This window comes from Escherichia sp. 93.1518 (assembly GCF_013368915.2).
Classification (GTDB): Bacteria; Pseudomonadota; Gammaproteobacteria; order Enterobacterales; family Enterobacteriaceae; genus Escherichia; species Escherichia ruysiae.
Map to the genome: position 1 here is coordinate 20,913 of NZ_JABWMT020000028.1, position 13,234 is coordinate 34,146.

At 48.1% G+C, this 13,234-nt stretch carries 15 protein-coding genes and 1 pseudogene; 7 read left to right on the forward strand and 9 right to left on the reverse strand.

Going from position 1 to position 13,234, the window contains the following annotated elements; translation table 11 throughout:
• Window positions 1-173: 173 nt before the first annotated feature.
• Window positions 174-488, forward strand: coding sequence for a flagellar hook-basal body complex protein FliE (gene fliE, locus HEN21_RS17950; protein ID WP_024257392.1), 315 nt, complete (start codon window positions 174-176; stop codon window positions 486-488).
• 590 nt (window positions 489-1,078) lie between these two features.
• On the opposite strand, the gene pliG is transcribed toward fliE, so the two are convergent.
• Both pliG and HEN21_RS17960 read right to left on the reverse strand, forming a co-directional pair.
• On the reverse strand, window positions 1,079-1,480 hold the full coding sequence (gene pliG, locus HEN21_RS17955) for a g-type lysoyme inhibitor PliG (protein ID WP_000700155.1): 402 nt from the start codon (window positions 1,478-1,480) through the stop codon (window positions 1,079-1,081).
• Between the two features lie 184 nt (window positions 1,481-1,664).
• Window positions 1,665-2,069: a DUF1398 family protein gene (locus HEN21_RS17960; protein ID WP_000373062.1), complete on the reverse strand. Its 405-nt coding sequence runs from the start codon at window positions 2,067-2,069 to the stop codon at window positions 1,665-1,667.
• A 223-nt stretch (window positions 2,070-2,292) separates the two neighbouring features.
• On the opposite strand from HEN21_RS17960, the gene zinT reads away from it, so the two are divergent.
• Window positions 2,293-2,940 carry a metal-binding protein ZinT gene (gene zinT / locus HEN21_RS17965; RefSeq protein ID WP_016158454.1) on the forward strand — a complete coding sequence of 216 codons (648 nt, stop codon included), beginning with the start codon at window positions 2,293-2,295 and terminating at the stop codon, window positions 2,938-2,940.
• 94 nt (window positions 2,941-3,034) lie between these two features.
• Here the strand turns inward: zinT and yedF are convergent, their stop codons facing one another.
• Window positions 3,035-3,268 (reverse strand): sulfurtransferase-like selenium metabolism protein YedF, encoded by a 234-nt coding sequence (gene yedF, locus HEN21_RS17970; protein WP_000790504.1) that lies wholly within the window; start codon window positions 3,266-3,268, stop codon window positions 3,035-3,037.
• Window positions 3,265-4,470, reverse strand: coding sequence for a selenium metabolism membrane protein YedE/FdhT (gene yedE, locus HEN21_RS17975; protein WP_176252127.1), 1,206 nt, complete (start codon window positions 4,468-4,470; stop codon window positions 3,265-3,267). The genes yedF and yedE overlap by 4 nt, the downstream gene beginning before the upstream one ends.
• A gap of 185 nt (window positions 4,471-4,655) precedes the next feature.
• Here yedE and yedD point away from each other — a divergent pair, with 185 nt between their 5' ends.
• Complete coding sequence (gene yedD, locus HEN21_RS17980) at window positions 4,656-5,069, forward strand: lipoprotein YedD (RefSeq protein WP_105286037.1); 414 nt, start codon at window positions 4,656-4,658, stop codon at window positions 5,067-5,069.
• A gap of 33 nt (window positions 5,070-5,102) precedes the next feature.
• Here the strand turns inward: yedD and amyA are convergent, their stop codons facing one another.
• The 4 genes from amyA to fliD form a co-directional block, all read right to left on the reverse strand.
• Complete coding sequence (gene amyA, locus HEN21_RS17985) at window positions 5,103-6,590, reverse strand: alpha-amylase (RefSeq protein ID WP_176252126.1); 1,488 nt, start codon at window positions 6,588-6,590, stop codon at window positions 5,103-5,105.
• An 87-nt stretch (window positions 6,591-6,677) separates the two neighbouring features.
• Window positions 6,678-7,043: a flagella biosynthesis regulatory protein FliT gene (gene fliT, locus HEN21_RS17990; protein ID WP_001015043.1), complete on the reverse strand. Its 366-nt coding sequence runs from the start codon at window positions 7,041-7,043 to the stop codon at window positions 6,678-6,680.
• Window positions 7,043-7,453 (reverse strand): flagellar export chaperone FliS, encoded by a 411-nt coding sequence (gene fliS / locus HEN21_RS17995; RefSeq protein WP_000286600.1) that lies wholly within the window; start codon window positions 7,451-7,453, stop codon window positions 7,043-7,045. Before fliS ends, fliT begins: the two co-directional genes overlap by 1 nt.
• A 15-nt stretch (window positions 7,454-7,468) precedes the next feature.
• A complete protein-coding gene (gene fliD / locus HEN21_RS18000) occupies window positions 7,469-8,884 on the reverse strand; it encodes a flagellar filament capping protein FliD (protein WP_176252125.1) in 1,416 nt (471 codons plus the stop codon).
• A 246-nt stretch (window positions 8,885-9,130) separates the two neighbouring features.
• Here fliD and HEN21_RS18005 point away from each other — a divergent pair, with 246 nt between their 5' ends.
• The 4 genes from HEN21_RS18005 (at window position 9,131) to tcyJ (ending at window position 12,949) form a co-directional block, all read left to right on the forward strand.
• Entirely contained in the window at window positions 9,131-10,441 is a 1,311-nt protein-coding gene (locus HEN21_RS18005; RefSeq protein ID WP_000079762.1) for a FliC/FljB family flagellin, read from the forward strand.
• A gap of 303 nt (window positions 10,442-10,744) precedes the next feature.
• Entirely contained in the window at window positions 10,745-11,464 is a 720-nt protein-coding gene (gene fliA, locus HEN21_RS18010; RefSeq protein ID WP_000839543.1) for an RNA polymerase sigma factor FliA, read from the forward strand.
• Between the two features lie 45 nt (window positions 11,465-11,509).
• Window positions 11,510-12,061: a flagella biosynthesis regulatory protein FliZ gene (gene fliZ / locus HEN21_RS18015; RefSeq protein ID WP_024192242.1), complete on the forward strand. Its 552-nt coding sequence runs from the start codon at window positions 11,510-11,512 to the stop codon at window positions 12,059-12,061.
• A gap of 87 nt (window positions 12,062-12,148) precedes the next feature.
• Complete coding sequence (tcyJ, locus tag HEN21_RS18020; RefSeq protein WP_000779810.1) at window positions 12,149-12,949, forward strand: cystine ABC transporter substrate-binding protein; 801 nt, start codon at window positions 12,149-12,151, stop codon at window positions 12,947-12,949.
• Between the two features lie 34 nt (window positions 12,950-12,983).
• Here tcyJ and HEN21_RS18025 read toward each other — a convergent pair.
• Window positions 12,984-13,225: pseudogene (locus HEN21_RS18025) on the reverse strand (integrase core domain-containing protein); the annotation flags it as partial.
• Between the last annotated feature and the right edge of the window lie 9 nt (window positions 13,226-13,234).

The window sequence follows — 13,234 nt, forward strand, 5'->3', positions numbered from 1 at the left end:
GTGGAACAAGACGCACTCCCGGGTCAGCACACTCGAAAAATTAACGGCCTCATTATTTGTGGTTTTATTTTTTTCTATGCGCCAATTAACCCGTTTTTTTATCGTTATTTAACGCCTTTATCTTATTGACTTGCTGATAGGCTCTGCTACCAGAAACTATTTGGGAGATGAGTATGTCAGCTATACAAGGGATCGAAGGGGTTATCAGCCAGTTACAGGCCACGGCAATGAGTGCGCGTGCCCAGGAGCCGCTGTCGCAATCCACTATCAGTTTTGCCGGACAGCTTCATGCCGCTCTCGATCGCATAAGCGATACGCAAACCGCCGCCCGCACGCAGGCAGAAAAATTCACCCTCGGCGAACCCGGCGTGGCGCTAAACGATGTGATGGCCGATATGCAAAAAGCGTCGGTTTCGATGCAAATGGGGATTCAGGTGCGTAATAAGCTGGTGGCAGCGTACCAGGAAGTGATGTCCATGCAGGTGTAGGTTTTATAACCTGTTGACTATGCATGTTTAATGACATCCGATCCCACAGCGTGGGGCATGGATGGGGCAAACTCACTCAATTTCTTATTTAAAATAGATACCTGCTCCTGATTGTTTTCTGCCATCCACAACGCTTTGCACTGGATACAATCCAGACTCTTTTCTCCCGTGCAGCCGATCTTTTGTATTCCGCGTTTGAAAGCCTGAAGGTAAAGTTTGTAAGTTAGCGATGGATTAAACAGTGAAAAGAAACGCGGCTGTCGGATTGGAGCCGCGGGACAAGGCCAAAAATTTTCCAAGAGTTGTTGAATTTCCCAGCTTTTTTGGAAGCGCATGTATCTTACTAATAACTAAAAAAGGTTTAAACCATAAAATTAATCGTATTTTTAGGTAACACTTACCGATATATCCCCACGCCATTCAGACGGTTAAAGCAGCAAGTATTTAACGCGTAAACAGGGCGTGGGTTTGTCGCTCGCGCCAGTAGGTGTGATGTGGGGAAACCGTGTCACAGCCAGCTCCTGTCTGTTACTGACAGTCATTTTCAGGTACAGGAAAGTAATGACGGGGATAGCCCCGTCGGTCTCTGTTTACTTAATCTGTATGTTGACGCTGTATTTTTTAGCCTTGTTTTTACGAGCGTCATTGCGGGTTTGAAGCACTCTTAGCTCATATTTACCGGAAGCGGGAAGGATGTACTGACCATTGTCATCAAGTTCGGGAGAGTATCTGGAGAGATCAACCGAATCGCTGATTCCGGGCCCAAAGAGGACAATATCAGCACCCTCATTGGAGATACTGACGTGCACCTTCTGGCCTTTTTTGGCATAGAAGTTATATGTGTCGTAATCGTATCCCTTTATCTCTCCTGAGTACTGCGCACTACTATGACCCTTCCTGAACTCAACATTAACGTCCTTGCCAGCGGCAGAGGCCGTTGAGGTTAGCAGTGCAAAAAGAAAAATGGCTTTACTTACACCATTGATTTTCATGTGTGTTCTCCTCAGTCATGGTAAAACTATTGTTGTTATAATATAACAATTTTTGCCAGGTGTTTTCCATGAGCCTCCCGCCTGAACGTTGCTATGGAGCGTGAGTGGTGTCAGGGAAGAGATAATCTGACAGATACCTGTACAAATAACGGATAACTGTCAGATCTGCGATGAGCTAATACATCTAAATTAAGGGTTTATTGTTCTCAACATCTTCAATATATAAGAGTGTATTATCGATAGAATAGTAACGACGTTTATTATCATTAACGTCAGTAACCCACCGGAAGACACCCGCATTCGCGAGCGTTATACAATATTCCCGAAAAGTAGACTTTCTGGAAATGTGAGTCCGGGCTGCTTTTATTACTTGCTCAGGGTTCTTAGTGGCACTGACTTTTAATAGGTTTCTGCTTCCTCTTATTAACAACACCTTGTCATCGTGTGTGACGATCCTAATGTTATCTGTAGCAAGATAGTAAATGTAATGCGCAATATGATGACGTTTTAACTCTGTGTAAAACCAGGAAAAGTTTAGCTCCGTTCTCACTTGCTCAAACATCTTTTGGAAAATAGCAACCTGATCCATCAGGGGGAATAATCTCTTGTTAGTTGTGAGAGTTTGTAGTTTGCATGATTGGTGTTATTCCTTCAATCAGATCCGATGACTTAATGCTGGTGATAAAGACGTACTAAATATAGGGTTATGATGCGTGTGTCTGGTTAGGTTTTGCTATTCGTTCTTCAGTATTGCATTCGCCAAATGTTATGTTATAACATTTGGCGAATGTTGAAGCGGGAGGATAAGCTGGATGATGGTTGTTAATAAATTGGCTTTTGCGCTGGGGTTACTATTGACTGGCAACTATGCACTTGCTCATGGGCATCATTCACATGGGGCACCACTGACAGAAATAGAACAAAAAGCAGCAGAGGGTATTTTTGATGATAATAACGTGAAAGATAGAAAACTTACTGACTGGGATGGTGTTTGGCAATCGATATATCCCTTGCTTCAAAGTGGTGACCTTGATCCTGTTTTTAAAATGAAAGCAGAAAAAGATCCGGGTAAATCATTTGCGGATATTAAGTCCTACTATCAGCAAGGATATGCGACGGATATTGACACAATCGGTATCGAAAATGGTGTTATGGAGTTCCACAGAGGAGAGGAGGTGACTTCCTGTAAATATAATTATAGTGGATTTAAGATATTGACATATAAATCAGGAAAGAAAGGGGTTCGTTATCTGTTTGAGTGCCAGGAACCAGCCAGTAAAGCACCTAAGTTTGTGCAGTTTAGCGATCATATAATTGCCCCCCGAAAATCCTCTCATTTCCATATATTTATGGGGAATACGTCACAACAGCAATTACTTGAAGAGATGGACAACTGGCCAACTTATTATCCTTATCAGTTACAGACGAAAGAAATTGTGGATGAGATGCTTCATCACTAATTCATTTCAGGATTGCCATAAATCCTTGAGAATATTTGTCTGATATATCGCGTACTATAGACACTCCCGCTGCCTGAAACAGCGGGAGAAAAGATTACTTTTGAATCAAATAACGAATGGTCGGCCCATCTTGCTGGATATCCAGTACGGTATAGCCGTGATTACGTGCATCCAGCGGAATATTGTTAATTGACTGCGGGCAATCGCTGACCACTTCGAGGATCTCACCTTTCTTTAACTGCGGCATCGCCTCAAGAGTAGCGACCGCCGGATAAGGGCAGGGTTCGCCCACCATATCAAGACGGTAATCAGGAACGATATTTTTCATGCGATCTCCTTAGCAGTTTGCGGCGCCGCACGGCGGAAGAAGCGTTTCTCCCAGCCGATAACCAACATTAACGCAGCGAACAGCAGTAAATATGTCACCAGCAGGCCGCCCATTGGGCCAAAGGTTTTCAGCAGGTTGATTTTGTCCCAGTCGGTTGCCAGCGCCGGGGCGAAATCATCCCAGTAATAAGCCAGAATCGTCGAGCCGATAATGTTGCCCAGTCCAACCCACCAGTAGTGCACCTGGCCTTCCACCGCGCGGTACATCCAGCCAGTTTCACAGCCGCCTGCCAGAACAATACCAAAACCAAACAGTAACCCACCAATGACAGCGTTCGGACCCGCCCACATGATTTTCGGTTCTACGCCTAACTGTACATAACTGAAAATACCGATGGCACTCACCGCCATACCGATAATGATCGCTTTCGCCATATGGGTTCGTCCGGTGATCCACATATCGCGGAACGCCGAGGTAAAACAGATTTGCGCGCGTTCAATCAGTAAGCCAAAGCCGACGCCAAACAGCATCGCCAGCCCCAGCTTCGGTTGGTTCATTGCTGTCAGCAGCGCCCAGCCCAGCATTCCGAAAAATACCAGCATACCGAGGCGGAAGCGACGCCGTGCCTGATCCGGTTTTTGTGTTAGCGGTGATGCGGCAGAGACTTTCTGCATTTTTACCGGGATGCGGAACATCGGCAGTAGGGTAAAGCGCGCACCAAACCATGAACCGATGGCGGTGGCGATGGCAAAGAACCAGGCGTGCAGCGAGAATTGCGGAATACCGGTGAAGAACGCGGCCAGGTTACAGCCCATCGCCAGACGCGCGCCGAAACCGGCGATAATGCCGCCAATAATGGCCTGCATAATGCGGATACGGCTGCGCGGCATACGTAATTTAACGTTGTTGGCCCACAGAGCAGCGGCAAAACAGCCGCCAAACATACCCAAAATCATCATCCCGTCGATGCGGGTTAATGGCGATCCTTCCAGATGGATTATTTTAAAATAACCCCACTCCTCAGCATGGACGCCAAACAGTTGCAGGAGCTGACCGCCCCAGCGGGTAAATTCACCCGTCACTGCCCAAAAGGTGCCGGTGATGCCAAAATAATAAGTGGAGAGAATACCCGCCGCGATGACTGCGGGGATGGGGGCCCAGAATTTAATCAACCAGGCTTGCTTGAATTGCTGCCATGACATGTATGTAGCCTCTGAACTCAGAAGGTTTAAACAAGAGTCGCGAATCATACACCAGGAGAATTTATTTGCGTGGTAATAATTCACAAAAATAATGGTTAGATCAAATTTCACCTTGGGCCTGGAAAGGCTGGCAGCATCAAGGCATTAATGCCACAATCCTCTTTTCTTCTCATGCAGGATGAATGATGAAAAAACTCGCAATTGCAGGCGCACTTATGCTGCTGGCTGGCTGTGCCGAAGTTGAAAATTATAACAATGTTGTGAAAGCGCCCGCGCCAGACTGGCTGGCGGGTTACTGGCAGACCAAAGGGCCGCAGCGTGCTCTGGTCAGCCCTGAAGCGATAGGTAGCCTGATTGTTACTAAAGAGGGGGATACGCTGGATTGTCGTCAGTGGCAGCGGGTGATTGCTTTACCGGGTAAGTTGACGCTGATATCGGATGATCTCACTAACGTTACTGTCAAACGTGAGCTATATGAAATTGAACGTGATGGTAACACTATCGAATATGACGGCATGACGATGGAACGCGTGAATCGTCCGACGGCTGAATGTGCTGCCGTACTGGAAAAAGCGCCGTTGCCGACGCCACTGCCGTAATGAAATCTCCCCGGCTTGCCACCGGGGATGAATTTAAATCACCTCTTCGATAACCCACACACTGACGCTACCGCCGTTGCAAAAGAAGGTCGCTTCGCCATTTTCATCGGTTACTACGCTCTCTTGTCGATTACCCAGAAAGTCGCGCCAGGTTTTATTGCCGTAATTCTCTCCCAGATTAATGGTTTTTTCGCCATCGTCGCCGTTTGACATGACCACCACGCAGCCAGGATATTCGTCAGTACCGCTGCGACTAAACGCAATACAGTTCGGATGGTCGAAAAATAACGTCTGTACACCGTGGGCGAAACGCTGGCGGGCGAGAATCAACTCATCAAGCTGTTCGATTATCGGCATATCTATGGGATAAGTTTGCCCGTCACCGCCGACATCTTCGTAATGGGCACCGTACAAATCAGGGTAGAACACGGAAGGGACGCCATTTTCCCGCAGCAAAATAAGGGCATAAGCCAGCGGTTTAAACCACGGTTCAACCGGCGCTTCGAGGGCTTGTAACGGTTGGGTGTCGTGATTGGCGACCAGCGTAACAGCATGGAAAGGATCGGCTTCCACCAGCGTACCGGTGAATATCTGCGTCATGTCGTAGTCGCGCCCCATGCGTGATGCTTCGTGGAATTTCATCTGTAGCGGCGCATCAAACAGCATGGTTTTGCCTTCAACTTGATCAATATACGTTTGCAGCTTATCAACTTCGCGCGACCAGTATTCCGCCACAATAAATAGCGGCTTTGGTGCGACTTCCTGCACGTGTTCGATCCACTCTTTATAAAACCAGGCCGGAATATGTTTTACTGCGTCGAGACGAAAACCATCGCATTGCGTTTGCTCCATCACCCAGCGCGCCCAGTATTTGAGCTCTTCCGTAACGGCATGGTTACGAAAGTCGATATTTTCGCCCATCAGATAGTCAAAATTACCAAGCTCATCATCAACCTGGTCGTTCCAGCCTTCGCCGGTGTAGTCGTTGACGATTTTAAATATACCGTCTTCGTTTGGGTTTTCGATATGGTCGATACCGCTAAAACATTTGAAATCCCAGATAAACTGCGAGTATTGCCCGGCGCGAGCAGGAAAGGTGTAACGCGTCCAGCCTTCGCACTCAATGATTTCATCATCAATTTGCGTGCGATCGTCAGCATTGACGCGCTGTACGCGAATGGCTTCTTTTTCATCTGCGCCCATTTTGTGGTTGACAACCACGTCCAGCAGTACCGCAATGTCATTGCGTTTGAGTGCGTCAATGGCGGCCAGCAGTTGTGCTTTATCGCCATATTTGGTGGGGATGCTGCCTTTTTGATCAAACTCGCCTAAATCAAATAAATCGTAAGAGTCGTAGCCGACCGAATACCCGCCCGATGCGCCTTTATAGGCTGGTGGCAGCCAGATCATATTGATACCAATATCATTAAAACCGTCGGCGCGCTCGGCCAGTTCAGGCCAGAGCTTGCCGCCTTCCGGGTAATACCAGTGAAAACATTGCAACAGCGTGGGATTACGCATTCTTCGACTCCACTCAAGGGGAACATTAGAAGCGTAGCCGTAATCGGATTATTCGCGAGCCACCATCTCTTTAAGCGTTGCCTGAACTCAAAAGAGGTTTTCCTGCGGTGCCAGCACGTAGCCCCCCTGATCACCGTAGGCGCTTAACACAGATTTTTGCATTGATGACTGACCGACCAGTTTCGCCAGTTCATCCATCCGAATCTGCAATAACTGTTTTACTTTGTTTTCGTTTTCCAGAACGAGGCGCAGCAGCGGTCTGAGTTGCTCCTGTATCATGGCAGAGGGTTCCGTTTCTTCCGTTAGGTGTGCGATCTTTTGCACCGCATTGACATATTCCATTTCGCTGGCGATGAGTTCATCCCATCGTCCTTCTGTCGCCAGGCGTAACATGAGTTGGCTTTTTTCGACGAGTTGTTGCCAGGCAAAATACAAGTGCGGTGCGTGGTTCATCAGACAGGATCCTGAATCAAAGAAGGGGAGAGTAAAGACTCTTTCCAGGCATCGGCAAGGTTACGCATCAACGTTTCCACTTCTTCAACTGCGGAGACATCGTTGCGTAAATTGGCTTGCAGCAAACGCCTGATCATATAGCTATACAGGGCTATCAAATTCTGGGTTAATTCGTCCTGGCTTTCTTCGTCAAGACCGATCCTCAGCCCGTTATCAATAATGCTGATCGCTTTCGACAAAGAGACGCCTTTTCCTTCCTGATTGTTGTCCTGCATAAACAGGCGCGCTCTTACCAGTGCGCTCAACACGCCGTCAAACAGCATGGTGACCAGTTGTTGTTGGCTGGCGCTCATTACGGCGCTTTCGACGCCAATTTGGGCATAGGCCTGGGTGCCTTTTGCGCTGTACATAGTTTCTCCTGAAGATTATTTCGAGCTGCTATTTGAGGTGTCGAACTGCTGTGTCAGATAGCTACTGGTGGAGTTCAGCGAGTTCATTAACACATCTAATTGGGTGAACTGGGCTTTATAGCGCGCCATTAAGGTATCGATACGTTCACTGGCTGCGTTGTACTGATCAGTCAAATTGTTCAGCGTTTTGCTGACGCCATCTTTTGCGGCCTGGATTATCCCGGAGGAGGAGAGCCAACTGGTCAGGTTGCTGCTAATGCCGGTGGTTACTCCAGTACTTTTACCGTCACCAATAAACATTTCACCGACGCCAGCGGCATCTTTCTTCAGCGCCGTTTGCAGCTTGTCGGTCGCGATTTCCAGCTTGCCGGTACTGGCATCGCTGGTAATGCCAATCTGTGCCAGCGTTTTATAGTTTGAACTGCTGTGGGTATTGGCGAGCAAGGTTTTAAGCTGCGTCTGGATGGTACGCAGTGTGGAGTCGCCGAGTAATGCGCCATTGCTGGAGTCCTGACTTTCTGCGCCGGCATCGACTGCGGTGTATTTGGTTAAGCTGCTGAACGTATCCTGCAATGTGTTATAGGCATCCACCCACGCTTTAATCGCATTTTCAGCTTTGGATGTGTCTTTACTGATGGTCAGTGTCTGATTACCGGTGGTGACGTCATTCAGGTTGAGGGTGATATCTTCCAGCGCGTCACTGATAGTGTTACTGCTGTTTTCAATCTCAACGTTATTGACCGTCAGTTTGGCGTTTTGCGCGGTGACGCTTTCAATCATGCCATTGCTGCTATCACCTGAAGTTCCGTTGTAACCCATAAAACTTTCCAGGGCGCTGTCGCCGCTGACGCTAAGTTTCATCGCGTTATCGCTGCCCGTATCGTTAGCGGTGATGGACAGACGATACTCGCCGTTACCCACATTGATGATACTGGCGCTGACGCCAGCTTTGGCGTTGTTAATGGCATCGCGAATACCGGAAAGTGACGAGTTGGCCGCGCTGATATCAATCGTGACCGGATCTTTACCGCCGCCTTGCTGGATGGTCAGTACGCTATCGCTGGTGGCGATGGCGGCTTTACTGTCTTTTTGACTATTTTTGGTGGTCAGCGTCTGAGCCTGCGCCAGTTGGCTGACGCTAATGGTGTATTTCCCGGCAATCGCGCTACCCGTGGTAGTGGCGCTGAAAGCCGATGAACTGCTGGTGGTTGAGGTGGCGGTAAATAAATCGGCTTTATTCAGTGCTGTGTTGGCGGTCTGGAAACTCTCCAGTGCGCTTTTCAGCGTCCCGTAGGCGCTCAGTTTCGCGGTGTAAGAGCTTTGCTGTTTTGATATCGGCGTCAGGGTAGATTTTTCTGCCGCCTCCAGACTGTCGAGGATGTTGCTTAAGTCCAGCCCCGACCCAACCCCAAGCGTTGAAATACTAGCCATATTGATTCCTTAATCATGCGACATGTAGAACGAATACCGGGGTTATCGGCGTAAGCGGGGCAAAGTTTACGATTTATTTTTTGGCTTAATGACACGAACAGCAACGAGGAAGGGGAGTATTTCGACCGCTAGAAAAAAATTCTAAAGGTTGTGAGAGACCAGACGATAACAGGGTTGACGGCGACGAAGCCGAAGGGTGGAAGCCCGATACTTAAACCGTAGAGCTAAAAAACAGGAATAAAAATTATGGCACAAGTCATTAACACCAACAGCCTCTCGCTGATCACTCAGAACAACATCAACAAAAATCAGTCTGCGTTGTCGACTTCTATCGAGCGCCTCTCTTCTGGTCTGCGTATTAACAGCGCGAAAGATGACGCCGCAGGTCAGGCGATTGCTAACCGCTTCACCTCTAACATTAAAGGTCTGACTCAGGCCGCGCGTAACGCCAACGATGGTATTTCTCTGGCGCAGACCGCAGAAGGCGCACTGTCTGAAATCAACAACAACCTGCAACGTGTGCGTGAGTTGACCGTTCAGGCGACGACCGGCACTAACTCTGATTCTGACCTGTCTTCTATTCAGGACGAAATCAAATCCCGTCTGGATGAGATTGACCGCGTTTCCGGTCAGACCCAGTTCAACGGCGTGAACGTGCTGGCGAAAGACGGTTCGATGAAGATTCAGGTTGGCGCGAATGATGGGCAGACCATCTCTATCGATTTGCAGAAAATTGATTCTTCAACATTAGGGTTGAATGGTTTCTCCGTTTCGGGTCAGTCGCTGAATGTTAGCAGTTCTATTACTCAAATTACGGGTGATGCAGGAACGGAACCCGTTGGTGTTGATTTCACTGCTGTTGCGAAAGATCTGACTACTGCGACAGGTAAAACAGTCGATGTTTCTAGCCTGACGTTACACAATACACTGGATGCGAAAGGGGCTGCCACTGCACAGTTCGTCGTTCAATCCGGCAGTGATTTCTACTCCGCGTCGATTAACCATGCAAACGGTAAAGTCACGTTGAATAAAGCCGATGTCGAATACAAAGACACCGATAATGGACTAACGACTGCTGCTACTCAGAAAGATCAACTGATTAAAGTTGCCGCTGACTCTGAAGGCGCGGCTGCGGGATATGTAACATTCCAGGGTAAAAACTACGCTACAACGGTTGCAACGGCGCTTGATGACGACACTGCAGCAACAGCCACAGGGAACAAGGTTGTTGTTGAATTATCTACAGCAACTCCGACCGCACAGTTCTCAGGGGCTTCTTCTGCTGATCCGCTGGCGCTGCTGGACAAAGCGATTGCTTCTGTCGACAAATTCCGCTCCTCCCTCGGTGCCGTTCAAAACCGTCTGGATTCTGCGGTCACTAACCTGAACAACACCACAACCAACCTGTCTGAAGCGCAGTCCCGTATTCAGGACGCCGACTATGCGACCGAAGTGTCTAACATGTCGAAAGCGCAGATCATCCAACAGGCGGGTAACTCCGTGTTGTCTAAAGCTAACCAGGTGCCGCAACAAGTTCTGTCTCTGCTGCAGGGCTAATCGTCGTAATATAATGACAGCAAACGCCAAATTGCCTGATGCGCTGCGCTTATCTGCCTACAAGGTGAATCGCAATTAATAAATTTGCATATTCGCGTAGGCCGAATAAGGCGTTCACGCCGCATCCGGCAAGATGAGGCGGACCTTGTCAGCTATCTTAACCCCGCTCCGGCGGGGTTATTCTGCTCGTTATTTACCGATTACCCCAAATAACCCCTTATTTCACCCATTAATCGTCCGATTAAAAAACCTGCAGAAACGGATAATTATGCCGATTATTTATATAACGCAGGGCTGTTTATCGTGAAATCACTCTATACCGCTGAAGGTGTAATGGATAAACATTCGCTGTGGCAGCGTTATATCCCGCTGGTGCGTCACGAAGCATTGCGCCTGCAGGTTCGACTGCCCGCGAGTGTAGAACTTGACGATCTGCTACAGGCAGGCGGCATTGGATTACTTAATGCTGTTGAACGTTATGATGCCCTGCAAGGAACGGCATTTACAACTTACGCAGTGCAGCGTATCCGTGGTGCTATGCTGGATGAACTTCGCAGCCGTGACTGGGTGCCGCGCAGCGTGCGACGCAATGCACGTGAAGTGGCACAGGCAATAGGGCAACTGGAGCAGGAACTTGGCCGCAATGCCACAGAAACTGAAGTGGCAGAACGTTTAGGGATTGAAATCGCCGACTATCGACAAATGTTGCTTGATACGAATAACAGCCAACTTTTCTCTTATGATGAGTGGCGCGAAGAGCACGGTGATAGCATTGAACTGGTTACTGACGATCATCAGCGGGATAACCCATTACAGCAATTACTGGACGGTAATTTGCGTCAGCGGGTGATGGAAGCCATCGAAATGTTACCGGAGCGCGAACAGTTGGTATTAACGCTCTATTACCAGGAAGAGCTTAATCTCAAAGAGATTGGCGCAGTGCTGGAAGTCGGTGAATCTCGGGTCAGTCAGTTACATAGCCAGGCTATTAAACGGTTACGCACCAAACTGGGTAAGTTATAACTTAGGTAAATGCCGCACATTAATTTTGAATACCAGGAGTTCTTAATAATGGTGCAGCACCAGAAAAGGCGGCCATTGAGTCGCTATCTTAAAGACTTTAAACATAGCCAGACTCATTGCGCATATTGCCGTAAATTACTCGATCGCATTACTCTCGTTCGCGATGGCAAGATAGTGAATAAAATCGCGATATCTCGCCTTGATACACTGCTTGATGAAAATGGCTGGTATGAAGAACAAAAATCATGGGCGGCATTATGCCGTTTCTGCGGCGATTTACATTGCAAAACCCAGAGTGATTTTTTTGATATTATCGGCTTTAAACAGTTTCTCTTTGATCATACTGAAATGAGCCCCGGCACCGTGCGCGAATATGTGGTACGCCTACGTCGTTTGGGAAATTATTTAAGCGAACACGATATTTCCTCCGACCTGCTTCAGGATGGTTTTCTTGATGAAAACCTGGCTCCCTGGCTGCCCACCACCAGCACCAATAATTATCGCATCGCATTACGTAAGTACCAGTGCTACCAGATGCAAACCCGTGGTGACCTTACGCAGAAATCCCCCAGCCTGTCAGCTTCTGATATATATTAAATAAGAATAAGATGTAGCAGAGTTGTTTTTGTGTCTTCGAACAATGGCTCTACACTGCAAACCAACATAACAACATTCGGGGTGAATATGAAATTAGTACATCTGGGACGTCAGGCGCTGATGGGGGTTATGGCTGTGGCGCTGGTTGCGGGTATGAGCGTGAAAAGTTTTGCCGATGAAGGTCTGCTCAATAAAGTGAAAGAGCGGGGCACTTTGCTGGTGGGACTGGAAGGGACTTACCCGCCGTTTAGCTTTCAGGGCGATGACGGTAAATTGACCGGTTTTGAAGTGGAATTTGCGCAACAACTGGCAAAACATCTGGGCGTGGAAGCCGCATTAAAACCGACAAAGTGGGACGGTATGCTGGCGTCACTGGATTCTAAGCGCATTGATGTGGTGATTAATCAGGTCACCATCTCTGATGAACGTAAGAAAAAATACGATTTCTCTACCCCGTACACCATTTCCGGTATTCAGGCGCTGGTGAAAAAAGGCAATGAAGGCACCATTAAAACCGCCGACGATTTGAAAGGTAAAAAAGTTGGCGTTGGTCTGGGGACTAACTACGAAGAGTGGCTGCGGCAGAATGTTCAGGGTGTTGATGTGCGTACCTATGATGATGATCCGACCAAATATCAGGATCTGCGTGTAGGTCGTATTGATGCCATCCTGGTTGATCGTCTGGCTGCGCTGGATCTGGTGAAAAAAACCAATGATACGCTGGCAGTAACCGGCGAAGCCTTCTCCCGCCAGGAGTCAGGTGTGGCGCTGCGCAAAGGTAACGAAGACCTGCTGAAAGCGGTTAACGATGCCATTGCAGAAATGCAAAAAGACGGCACCCTACAAGCCCTTTCCGAAAAATGGTTTGGTGCTGATGTGACCAAATAATCACCTGCTTTAAGTTGACAGTTTTCTGTCTGTAAAACGCCTGATGAACTCCATCGGGCGTTTTGTATTTCAGTGCCAGGTGTGGTCGCTCATGGTTATAAATTGCCACGGATTTTTTTACCATTTCCTGGGGCTACGTCAGGTTTGTAGGACTCGAGAGTAAAACTCATTTTTCAGGATCTCATTTATTCGTTCAGCCAGTGCATTCTGGTCGCAGTCATAACCAACGGTCATTGAACAGGTTATCCCGTTTCTCTCATGCACTGACTGATAAAGAACTGGCCA

Excerpts from the sequence above, each read along its gene's own strand:
- fliE (WP_024257392.1), top strand. The coding sequence starts at position 174 with ATGTCAGCTATACAAGGGATCGAAGGGGTTATCAGCCAGTTACAGGCC.
- pliG (WP_000700155.1), bottom strand. The coding sequence starts at position 1,480 with ATGAAAATCAATGGTGTAAGTAAAGCCATTTTTCTTTTTGCACTGCTA.
- HEN21_RS17960 (WP_000373062.1), bottom strand. The coding sequence starts at position 2,069 with ATGGATCAGGTTGCTATTTTCCAAAAGATGTTTGAGCAAGTGAGAACG.
- zinT (WP_016158454.1), top strand. The coding sequence starts at position 2,293 with ATGATGGTTGTTAATAAATTGGCTTTTGCGCTGGGGTTACTATTGACT.
- yedF (WP_000790504.1), bottom strand. The coding sequence starts at position 3,268 with ATGAAAAATATCGTTCCTGATTACCGTCTTGATATGGTGGGCGAACCC.
- yedE (WP_176252127.1), bottom strand. The coding sequence starts at position 4,470 with ATGTCATGGCAGCAATTCAAGCAAGCCTGGTTGATTAAATTCTGGGCC.
- yedD (WP_105286037.1), top strand. The coding sequence starts at position 4,656 with ATGAAAAAACTCGCAATTGCAGGCGCACTTATGCTGCTGGCTGGCTGT.
- amyA (WP_176252126.1), bottom strand. The coding sequence starts at position 6,590 with ATGCGTAATCCCACGCTGTTGCAATGTTTTCACTGGTATTACCCGGAA.
- fliT (WP_001015043.1), bottom strand. The coding sequence starts at position 7,043 with ATGAACCACGCACCGCACTTGTATTTTGCCTGGCAACAACTCGTCGAA.
- fliS (WP_000286600.1), bottom strand. The coding sequence starts at position 7,453 with ATGTACAGCGCAAAAGGCACCCAGGCCTATGCCCAAATTGGCGTCGAA.
- fliD (WP_176252125.1), bottom strand. The coding sequence starts at position 8,884 with ATGGCTAGTATTTCAACGCTTGGGGTTGGGTCGGGGCTGGACTTAAGC.
- HEN21_RS18005 (WP_000079762.1), top strand. The coding sequence starts at position 9,131 with ATGGCACAAGTCATTAACACCAACAGCCTCTCGCTGATCACTCAGAAC.
- tcyJ (WP_000779810.1), top strand. The coding sequence starts at position 12,149 with ATGAAATTAGTACATCTGGGACGTCAGGCGCTGATGGGGGTTATGGCT.